A 10,299-nucleotide genomic window follows, 5' to 3' on the forward strand; every position below is an offset into this window, starting at 1 on the left:
CCCGGGCACCAGGCGCGCGGAGCGCGCCGGTGACCCGGGCCTGCGGGCCGGTGGCCGACGCCAAGCGCAGCGATCCGGCTACAACACCGGCAGGCTCTTGCGTAGCTCGAAGGCCGTGACCTCCGAGCGGTACTCCTCCCACTCCTGCCGCTTGTTGCGCAGGAAGAAGTCGAAGACGTGCTCGCCCAACGTCTCCGCGACGAGCTCGCTCCGCTGCATCAGTTGGATCGCCTCGCCCAGGTTCTGCGGCAGTGGTTCGATGCCGAGCGCCCGGCGCTCGCTGTCGGTGAGGGCCCAGACGTCGTCCTCCGCGCCCGGCGGGAGTTCGTAGCCCTCCTCGACGCCCTTGAGCCCCGCGGCCAGCAGGACGGCGTAGGAGAGGTACGGGTTGCAGCCGGAGTCCAGCGAGCGGACCTCGATGCGGGTGGAGCCGGTCTTGCCCGGCTTGTACATGGGGACCCGGATCAGCGCCGAGCGGTTGTTGTGGCCCCAGCAGATGTAGGAGGGGGCCTCGCCGCCCGCGCCCGCGGTGCGCTGGGCGCCGCCCCAGATGCGCTTGTAGGAGTTGACCCACTGGTTGGTGACGGCCGAGATCTCGCCCGCGTGCCGCAGCAGGCCGGCGATGAAGGAGCGGCCGACCTTGGAGAGCTGGTACTCGGCGCCGGTCTCGTGGAACGCGTTGCGGTCGCCCTCGAAGAGCGAGAGGTGGGTGTGCATGCCGGAGCCGGGGTACTCCGAGAACGGCTTGGGCATGAAGGTGGCCTGTACGCCCTGTTCCAGCGCCACCTGCTTCATCACCAGGCGGAACGTCATGATGTTGTCCGCGGTGGAGAGCGCGTCGGCGTACCGCAGGTCGATCTCCTGCTGGCCAGGCGCGCCCTCGTGGTGGGAGAACTCGACGGAGATGCCCATGGACTCGAGCATGGTGATGGCCTGCCGCCGGAAGTCCATGCCGATGTTCTGGGGGGTGTGGTCGAAGTAGCCGGAGGAGTCGGCGGGCGTGGGGCGTGAGCCGTCGACGGGCTTGTCGTTGAGGAGGAAGAACTCGATCTCGGGGTGGGTGTAGAAGGTGAAGCCGAGGTCGGAGCTCTTGGCCAGGGCGCGCTTGAGCACGTAGCGCGGGTCGGCGTAGGAGGGGGAGCCGTCGGGGGTCAGGATGTCGCAGAACATCCGGGCGGTGCCGGGTGATTCGGCGCGCCAGGGCAGGATCTGGAAGGTGCTCGGCGCCGGCTTTGCGATCATGTCGGACTCGTGTACGCGGGCGAAGCCCTCGATGGCCGAGCCGTCGAAGCCGATGCCCTCGTCAAAGGCCTGTTCGAGCTCGGCGGGCGCCACCGCGACCGACTTGAGGAATCCGAGGACGTCGGTGAACCACAGCCGCACGAACCGGATGTCCCGCTCCTCCAGCGTGCGGAGCACGAACTCCTGCTGCTTCTCCATTTCCACCCATCCTCGCTGGTCAGACGGCTCTGTCCCCGGACGCTCCGCACGGGGCTCCTGAGCATCCCATCACAGGATTTCCACGGCGTTGCGCACGCGCGACCGGTCGGCCCGGCCGCCCCCGATGTCCTCCATTCTGGGACATCGGGGAGACCAAGCTTTGGCCATGAATATACGGGGCGAATTTCCCTCGTGGGTGAACCGGAAACCGCTGGTCAGCAACGTTTCCGCGGACGGCGTACGCGCCCGGCGCCGGCCGTCGGTTGCCCGAACGGGGGAGCTTTCCGCAACTGCCTGCGGCACGCGCCGCCGGCCCTCTACCCTCCGGTGTCACAAAGCGAGTCGCGGCCACTACGGCTGGTCGCCATCGCGTATATGTCAGCGGCATGCGCCATGCGCCCCTGCCGTCCGTCCGCCGCCAGGCCAGTGAGGATGCCCGTGAGGAAGCCCGTGGTGCGTGCCGATCCCTTACCGCCCGTCCGCCGGGCCCGAGCCGCGGCGCCCGCGCGGGGGCGGCTGCTGCCGCCCGCGCTCGTGGCGTTGTGCGGGCTCGCGGCCGTGTTGCTGGCCCCGGGTGACGCGCGGCTGCCCGTGCTGTGGTGCGGCGCCGCGGCCACCCTCGCGGTGGCGGTCACCTGGGGCGAGACCGTCAGGCGCGGCCACGCCGCCGAGCGGCTCCGGGTCAAGGTGGGGCAGCAGCTGGCCGACGCCGAGTTGGTCGCCTACGACCTGCTGCCGGCCGCCCTCGACGAGCTGAAGCGCGGCAACCTTGAGGCTGACGTCCTCCCCGGCATCCCCGACTCCGCCTCCGACCCCCGCCTCGCCAGGGCGCACCGGGCGATGGTGCACGCCATCGTCGACGTGCTGCGCGAGAAGGAGCTCCAGCGGGACTCGGCCAAGCGCGCCATCGTCAACATCGCCTGCCGCATCCAGTCCGAGATCCACCGGCTCCAGGACGACGTCGGCAAGATGGAGTTCCGGCACAACGACCCGGACGTGATGAGCGACCTGATGCGGCTCGAACACGGCATCAACGTCACCGGCCGCTTCGCCACCTCGCTCGCCGTGCTGGGCGGCGGCGCCCCCATGCGCCGCTGGGAACACCCCATCACCCTCTACGACGTGATGCGCGCCGGCGCCGGGCCGATCCGGGAGTACCTGCGGGTCAAGCAGCACCACGTGATCGACTGCGGCATCCACGGCCACGCCGTCGAGCCGCTGATCATGGTCCTGGGCGAGCTGCTGGACAACGCCACCCGCTACTCGCCGCCGAACGCCGAGGTGATCATGAACACCGAGGAGGTGGCCCTCGGCATCGAGATCTCCATCGAGGACAAGGGCACCGGCCTCACCGGCGAGTCGCGCCGCCGCGCCGAGTTCCTGCTCCAACAGGGCGTCGACGGCCTCGACCTGGAGGACCTGGGCGAGACCGCGCGGGTCGGCCTGCGGGTGGCGGGCATCCTGGCCAGCCACCACGGCGCCAGGATCTCGCTGCGCCCCTCCACCTGCGGTGGGGTGCGGGCGGTGCTCTTCATCCCCAACGAGCTGATCACCCACACGCCCCCGCCGCCCTACGAACTGCCGCCGCTGCGCCCGGCGCCCCGCTGGCCGGTCAGGCCGGTGGTCGAGCCCTCGCTCTACGGCGACGACGAGGACGACGACCCCTACGGCCACCTCCCCGGGCTCGACGACGAGGAGCCGCAGTACGAGCGCGCGGCCAACGGCCTGCCCCAGCGCCGCCGGCCCATCCCGCGCGGCCGGTCGTCGGCGGCCGCCACCCGGCGCCCGGCCACGCCCCCGGCGGCGGGGGCGGCCGGCGAGGAGCCGCCCGCGGCGCCCGGCCTGTGGGTCGACTCGTTCTTCGAGGGGCTGCGGCGCAGCGACGAGCAGCACGCGGCCGCCGCCACCGAACGGCCGACGGGCCAGGACCCGGGGCCCCCGCCGGGGAGCGGCCGCTGAGCCGGCCGCCCCCGCGTCCCCCAAGCCCGCACAGACAGTCTCGGAATCAAAAGGGTGAGAACACGTGACACAGCGTCGGTTCAAGGACATGGACTGGATGCTCAGGGACCTGGCCGACAGCGTGCCGGGCATCCGGCACATCGTGTTGCTGTCCGCGGACGGGCTGTGCATGGCCCAGCACGGCAGCGAACGGGAGAGCCGGGACAGCGGGGACCGGATCGCCGCCGCCGCCTCCGGCATCAAGAGCCTGGCCCAGTCGATCGCCAGGGAGTTCCCGCGCGACGACGGCGACATCCGGATGGTGCTGCTCGAACTGACCGGCGGCTACTTCTACCTGATGTCGGCCGGCGAGCGCTCCTACCTGGCCGTCACCGCGGAGGGCCGGGTCGACCCGGGCCTGGTCAGCCAGCGCATGCGGGACCTGGTGCTGCGGATCGGCGAACATCTGTCGAGCGAGCCCCGCACACCGGAACAGGCGGCTCCGTGACCGGCACCACCGGTGCCACCGGCCCCTCCGGATCCGCCGAGCCGCCGGGCGGTGGCGGCGGCGGCCGGCGGGGCCGCAGGGCGCGTGGGGGCGCGGGGCGGGCGGTCCCGCTGTACATCGTCACCGGCGGCCGGAGCGAGTCGGGGGACGACCCGGACTCCTTACTCCTGGATCTGGTCACGCTCGTCGTGGCCCGATCCACCGCCCCGGCCCCCGGCCACTCCCCCGAGCACGCCGCCCTGCTGCGGGTGTGTCAACACCCCATCTCCGTGGCCGAGATCTCCGCCCACCTCGGCCTGCCGTTCAGCGCGGTCACCGTGCTGCTGAGGGACCTGAGCGCCGGCGGCCTGGTGGAGCTCAGGCACACCCGCGAGGCGCAGCGGCAGGCCGCCGCCGACCCGGACGTCGAGACCCTGAAGGCGTTGATCGATGGACTACAACGACTCTGACCCCTCCCGGGGGCTCGGCCTGGGCCCCCGGGAGGAGGACCTGCTGCCCAGATCCGCCGAGCAGTCGGTCAAGGTGGTGATCGTCGGCGGCTTCGGTGTCGGCAAGACCACGATGGTCGCCTCCGTCAGCGAGATCCGCCCGCTGACCACCGAGGAGACCATGACCCTCAGCGGGGTCGGCGTGGACGACCTGGCCGGGGTCGAGGCGAAGACCGAGACGACCGTGGCCATGGACTTCGGCCGGATCACGCTGGACGAGCGCCTGGTGCTCTACCTGTTCGGCACGCCGGGCCAGCAGCGGTTCTGGTTCCTGTGGAACGGGGTCCTCGAGGGCGCGCTGGGCGCCGTGGTGCTGGTGGACACCCGGCGCCTCGAGGACTGCTTCGCCGCCATGGACCGGCTGGAGGACGGCGGGGTGCCGTTCGTCGTCGCCGTCAACAGCTTCCCCGACGCGCCGGTCCACCCGGAGGACGACCTGCGCGCCGCGCTCGACCTGCCGGAGCACGTCCCGCTGGTGACCTGTGACGCCCGCCGGCTCGAGTCCAGTCGCGACGTGCTGCTGACCCTGCTGCGCTTCCTCTACGCCACCGCCGCCCCCGCCGCTCCCCCGTCCCCCGCCACGGCGGGCGTCGCCCACGCGCGGGTCGCCCACGCCGTCGCCGTACCCAGCTCCGCCGCCCGTCCGCACCCCTCGGAGGCACCGTGACCAGGCCGTCGCCAGACCCGTCCCCCACCAGCCGGCCGGCCGGCGGACTGACCGCCGCCGTACCACCACCCGGCTGTCCCGCGCACGAACCGGGCCCGGGCGGGGTGCACCGGCTGTACGGCCCGGTCGCGTCGGCGGACCCGTTCGGCCTCTACGAGCGGCTGCGCGCCGAACACGGCCCGGTCGCACCGGTGTTGCTGGAGGGCGACGTGCCGGCGTGGCTGGTCCTCGGCTACGCGGAGATCCTCGAGGTGACGCGCAACCCGCGCCGGTTCAGCCGGGACGGCCGCAACTGGGGCGAATACCGGGCCGGTCGGGTGGGCGCCGCCTCACCCATCGCGCCGGTGCTGCTGTGGGGCCCCGACTGCACCCACCAGGACGGCGAGGTGCACCAGCGGCTGCGGTCCGCCCTCAACCAGAGCCTCGACCGCTTCGACCGGCGCGGCCTGCGCCGCCATGTGCAGCGCCACGCCCACCAGTTGATCGACCGCTTCGCCGCCGACGGCGAGGCGGAGATCCTCGCCCAGTACGCCCAGCAGCTGCCGATGCTGGCGCTGACCACCGTGCTCGGGCTGCCGGAGGAGGAGGGGCCGCGTCTGGTGCGGGCCAGCCGTCAGCTGCTGATCGGCACCGAGAAGGCGGTCAGCGCCGACCGGTACATCCAGCGGACGCTCGGCGAACTGGTGACGCGCAAGAGCACGGACCCCGGCCACGACCTGGCGTCCTGGCTGCTCGCCCACCCGGCTGACCTCTCGGACGAGGAGGTGGTCCACCACCTGCGCCTGGTGATGGTCGCCGGCAACGAGACCACCACCAACCTGATCGTCAACACCCTGCGGGTGGTGCTCACCCACCCCCGGTTCCGGGGCTCGCTGCACGGCGGCCGGATGACGCTGCCTGCCGCGGTGGAGCAGGTGCTGTGGGACGAGCCGCCGATCTCGGTCTGCCCGGGTGGCTTCGCCACCCAGGACGTGGAGTTGGGCGGCCAGCACATCAGGGAGGGCGACGTGTTACTCCTGGGGCTCGCGGCGGCCAACGTCGACCCGGCGGTGCGGCCGGCGCCCGGCGCGCCGATGCACGGCAACCGCTCGCACCTGGCCTTCACCAGTGGCCCGCACGAGTGCCCGGGCCAGGACATCGGCCGGGCCATCACGGGCACGGCGATCGAGGTGCTGCTCACCAGGCTGCCCGACCTGCGGCTGACCACCGAGCCCGACGACCTGAGCTGGTCCTCCTCGACCTGGTCCCGCCACCTGGACGCGCTGCCGGTGGCGTTCTCCCGCCGCGAGCCGCGGGGCCCCTCCGGGGCGGGTGTGACGGCGGCGCGGGCCGGCGCCACCGCCAGCTCGCCGCCGGAGGCGGCGGCTGCGTCGACGGTACGGCGCGGCGCGCCGCACGCCGGCCCCACCCGCGCCTGGCGGGCCCTACGGGCCCGCCTGCGACAGTGGAGGCTCCACCGCCACGGCTGACGCCGCGTCACGCGGCGCAGGTGGCCCACGGCCGGCCGCACCGCCCCAACCGAGGAAGCGGCGGCACCCGGCGGTCGTCCATGGCCGGCCGGCCACGCCGGCCCGGGGGCAACGGTCGAGCGCCGACCCGGCAGGGCCCCGGCCTCTCAGCCCGGCCGCCTGCCGGACTCACCGACGTGGGCCGGCGACCGCCGGCAGGGCCACAAGCCGGCCGCGCCGGCCGAGGCCGAGCCCGTCACGGCAGGGACCCCGCGCCGCCGGCCGGCGTGGGCGCGGCGGGGCGCGGTGGCTCCGTGGCCTGCGGCGTACCCCCGTAGCGGGTGGTGACGACGCCCCACCGTTGGTTGCCGACCATCCAGTTGCGCAGCCCGGCCACGTAACGGTCGAGGTCGGCCTGGCCGCGCGCGTCGACGCCCAGCCGCTCGCAGAGCTCCGGCAGGCGGGCGGCCAGCGCCGCGAACACGCGGGCCCTGCTGGTCGCCAGCCTGGTGACCTGCCGCACCGCCTCCTCCCGCGTGCAGCCGCGCGCCCGCTGCCTGATCAGCACCAGGTTGTGCGGGTCCCCCTGCGCCTCCTCGCGCTCCGCGGAGTGCACGTCGTTGCAGAGGAAGACGACGTCGCCCGCGCAGCGGGTGAGCAGCCGCACCTCATGGCTCCAGAAGACGCCGGCCGGCACCTCGAAGTGCCCGGCGCGCTCGATCAGGTCGAAGCACGGGGCGGTGCCGACCGCCTGCCGGCGCAGCCGCACGTACGCGGCCTCGTCCAGCACGACGCCCTTGGCCCGGTTCCGCGCCTCACGCACGTAGGCGCGGAAGAAGCGGCCCAGGTTGGCGGCCGCCCTGGCCCGCCAGGCCGGCGACATGCCGACGACGCTGCGCCGCCACACGTCGGCGTACGCCCTGGCGATCGGCGCGTCGAGCGCGGGCGGGGTGCCGGGGGCGCGGTAGGGGATGGCGGCCAGTTCGGTGACCAGTTGGGCGACGCGCTCCGGTTGCCGGCCGAGCGGGCCGTCGAACAGGTCGTCCAGCGGGAAGCCGATGCAGACGGCGTCGGTGACCAGGTCGAGGTCGCCCCCGGCTGCCTCCGGGTAGGCGTACGCCGCCAGGTCGGTCACCTGCCAGCCCTGGTAGCGGCGCAGCGCCGCCTCGCCGACGACGAGGCCGTAGCGGCGCACCCAGTCCAGGTGGTGGATGCGCGCCCGGCCGGCGCCCGGGTTGATGCTCCCTTGGAAGGGCAGGTAGAAGCTGATGTCCTGCGGCATGGCCGCGCCCCTTTCCAGCATGGCGTCGTCCCGTCCTCACACGCAGGTGGGTTCAGCCCTGCCCTTTGGCATGCCCGCGTAATCCGCGACCGTCGATCCTGGCCGGATTCCAGGGGGTGCCTCACCCACCGATCGGTTGCGGTCGCCATCTCGCGCGGTGACGACCCTTTCCGTCAGGTATGCGTCACTCGCGGATCATTCCCTATCACCGGGTCCCTCGCCGTTTGCCACGGCCGAAAGCCGGCCAGAAGGACCGCGCCCTACATTGCGTCAGTCGGACGATTAGACTCGACCGCGTGCCTCAGCTACGAATCGCCCTGAACCAGATCGACTCCACCGTCGGCGATCTGCCCGGCAACGCGGACGCCGTGCTGCGCTGGACGCGGCACGGCGTCGACCGTGGCGCGCACCTGGTCGCCTTCCCCGAGATGATGCTCACCGGCTATCCGGTCGAGGACCTGGCCCTGCGCCCGTCCTTCGTGGCCGCCAGCCGGGCGGCGCTCCGCGAGCTGGCGACCAGACTGGCCGCCGAGGGCCTGGGCGAGGTCCCGGTGGTGCTCGGCTACCTCGACCGGGCCGAGCAGGCCAGCCAGGTGCTCGGCCAGCCGGCCGGCGCCCCGCGCAACGCGGCGGCCGTACTGCACCGCGGCGAGGTGGTCCTCACCTTCGCCAAGCACCACCTGCCGAACTACGGCGTCTTCGACGAGTTCCGCTACTTCGTGCCCGGCGCCACGCTGCCGGTGATCCGGGTCCGCGGCGTCGACGTGGCGCTCGCCATCTGCGAGGACCTGTGGCAGGACGGCGGCCGGGTGCCGGCCGCGCGCGCGGCCGGCGCGGGACTGCTGCTGTCGGTCAACGCCTCCCCCTACGAGGTCGCCAAGGACGACACCCGGCTCGACCTGGTGCGCAAGCGGGCCCAGGAGGCCGGCTGCACGCTCGCCTACCTGGCGATGGTCGGCGGCCAGGACGAGCTGGTCTTCGACGGCGACTCGATCGTCGTCGACCGGGACGGCACCGTGCTGGCGCGGGCCGGCCAGTTCGCCGAGGAGTGCCTGCTGCTCGACCTCGACCTCCCGGCCGCCGCCGGCGAGCCGCCGGCCGGCGTCGTCGACGACGGGCTGCGGATCGACCACGTGACGCTCTCGGCCGAGCCGCTGCCGCCCTACGAGCCGACCTACCGCGGCGCGGTCGCCGACCGGCTCGACGACGCGGAGGAGATGTACCAGGCGCTGGTCACCGGGGTCCGCGCCTACGTCAGGAAGAACGGGTTCCGTTCCGTCCTGATCGGCCTCTCCGGCGGCATCGACTCGGCGCTGTGCGCGGCGATCGCCTGCGACGCGCTCGGCCCCCAGCAGGTCTTCGGGCTCTCCATGCCCTCGCGCTACTCCTCGGAGCACTCCAAGGACGACGCGACCGAGCTGGCCAGGCGCACCGGCCTCGCCCTGCGGACGGTGCCGATCGGCGGCATGTTCGACGCCTACCTGGACGCGGTGGAGCTGACCGGCCTCGCCGAGGAGAACCTCCAGTCGCGGCTGCGCGGCACCCTGCTGATGGCGGTCTCCAACCAGGAGGGCCACATCGTGCTCGCCCCCGGCAACAAGAGCGAGCTCGCCGTGGGCTACTCGACGCTCTACGGCGACTCGGTCGGCGCCTACGGGCCGATCAAGGACGTCTACAAGACGGTGGTCTACCGGCTCGCCAGGTGGCGCAACGAGGCCGCGGCGCGGCGGGGCGAGACGCCGCCGATCCCGGAGAACTCCATCGCCAAGCCGCCGAGCGCGGAACTGCGGCCGGGGCAGGTGGACACGGACTCGCTGCCGGACTACGACGTGCTGGACGGCGTCCTCGAACTGTACGTGGACCGCGACCGGGGCGCGGCCGACATCGTGGCGGCCGGCTACGACGCGGAGCTCGTCTCGCGGGTGCTGCGGCTGGTGGACGCGGCCGAGTACAAGCGGCGGCAGTACCCGCCGGGCACCAAGATCTCCCCGAAGGTCTTCGGCAAGGACCGCCGCCTGCCGCTCACCAACCGCTGGCGCGAGGGCCTGGCCGGCCGGGCCTAAGCGAAGCGGCCTGGCGGCCGCAGGCGACCACCCCCGGCGCTCCGCGCGGGGGGGGCGTCGGCGTGCCGAGCGTGGCGCGCCGCTGGCCCCGGCGCTCCGCGCGGGGATTTTCCCCACCCACCCGCCCCTTTTACGCGCTTCGCGCGGGTGGGTGCGCGGCCGGGGGCCGTGGCGGCTGCGCCGCCGGCCGGGCCCCGGCGCTCCGCGCGCGCGGGGGGTGCGTCGCCGTGCCGAGCGTGGTGCGCCGTCGGCCCCGGCGCTAAGCGCGAGGTGCTCCCCCGCCCGCCCTTTCCGCGCTCCGCGCGGTTGCCGGCACCGCCGCGCTGCGCGCGGTGAGCGGGCCCGGAGGCCGATGGCCCGCGGCGGCTGCGCCGCCGGGCCACGCGGCCCGTGCCGCGCGAGGCCACCCTCCCCCAGCTGACGCTGGGGGAGGGTGGGTGGGCGCGGCACCGCACGGCCGCAGGC

At 73.8% G+C, this 10,299-nt stretch carries 7 protein-coding genes and 1 pseudogene; 6 read left to right on the forward strand and 2 right to left on the reverse strand.

All coding sequences use genetic code 11. The features are described from left to right. Positions 1-78: 78 nt before the first annotated feature. Complete coding sequence (glnA, locus tag ACFWI8_RS35385; RefSeq protein WP_387100111.1) at positions 79-1,440, reverse strand: type I glutamate--ammonia ligase; 1,362 nt, start codon at positions 1,438-1,440, stop codon at positions 79-81. 438 nt (positions 1,441-1,878) lie between these two features. Between glnA and ACFWI8_RS35390 the strand changes: the two genes are divergently transcribed. The 5 genes and pseudogenes from ACFWI8_RS35390 (at position 1,879) to ACFWI8_RS35410 (ending at position 6,510) form a co-directional block, all read left to right on the forward strand. After that, positions 1,879-3,399: an ATP-binding protein gene (locus tag ACFWI8_RS35390; RefSeq protein ID WP_387100114.1), complete on the forward strand. Its 1,521-nt coding sequence runs from the start codon at positions 1,879-1,881 to the stop codon at positions 3,397-3,399. A gap of 88 nt (positions 3,400-3,487) precedes the next feature. Then, positions 3,488-3,886 (forward strand): roadblock/LC7 domain-containing protein, encoded by a 399-nt coding sequence (locus ACFWI8_RS35395; RefSeq protein ID WP_311604792.1) that lies wholly within the window; start codon positions 3,488-3,490, stop codon positions 3,884-3,886. 110 nt (positions 3,887-3,996) lie between these two features. Continuing rightward, positions 3,997-4,335: a DUF742 domain-containing protein gene (locus ACFWI8_RS35400; protein WP_387100126.1), complete on the forward strand. Its 339-nt coding sequence runs from the start codon at positions 3,997-3,999 to the stop codon at positions 4,333-4,335. Further along, positions 4,316-4,939, forward strand: a pseudogene (locus ACFWI8_RS35405) (ATP/GTP-binding protein); the annotation flags it as partial. The gene ACFWI8_RS35400 and the pseudogene ACFWI8_RS35405, both read left to right, overlap by 20 nt. A 98-nt stretch (positions 4,940-5,037) precedes the next feature. Beyond that, on the forward strand, positions 5,038-6,510 hold the full coding sequence (locus ACFWI8_RS35410; RefSeq protein WP_387100117.1) for a cytochrome P450: 1,473 nt from the start codon (positions 5,038-5,040) through the stop codon (positions 6,508-6,510). 235 nt (positions 6,511-6,745) lie between these two features. On the opposite strand, the gene ACFWI8_RS35415 is transcribed toward ACFWI8_RS35410, so the two are convergent. Beyond that, complete coding sequence (locus ACFWI8_RS35415; protein ID WP_387100120.1) at positions 6,746-7,792, reverse strand: terpene cyclase; 1,047 nt, start codon at positions 7,790-7,792, stop codon at positions 6,746-6,748. Positions 7,793-8,067: 275 nt separating this feature from the next. On the opposite strand from ACFWI8_RS35415, the gene ACFWI8_RS35420 reads away from it, so the two are divergent. Next, positions 8,068-9,834, forward strand: a complete 1,767-nt coding sequence (locus ACFWI8_RS35420) for an NAD+ synthase (RefSeq protein ID WP_387100123.1) — start codon at positions 8,068-8,070, stop codon at positions 9,832-9,834. Positions 9,835-10,299: the final 465 nt, after the last annotated feature.

Origin of the sequence: Streptomyces sp. NPDC127098 (genome assembly GCF_042722465.1) — a bacterium.
Classification (GTDB): domain Bacteria; phylum Actinomycetota; class Actinomycetes; order Streptomycetales; family Streptomycetaceae; genus Streptomyces; species Streptomyces millisiae.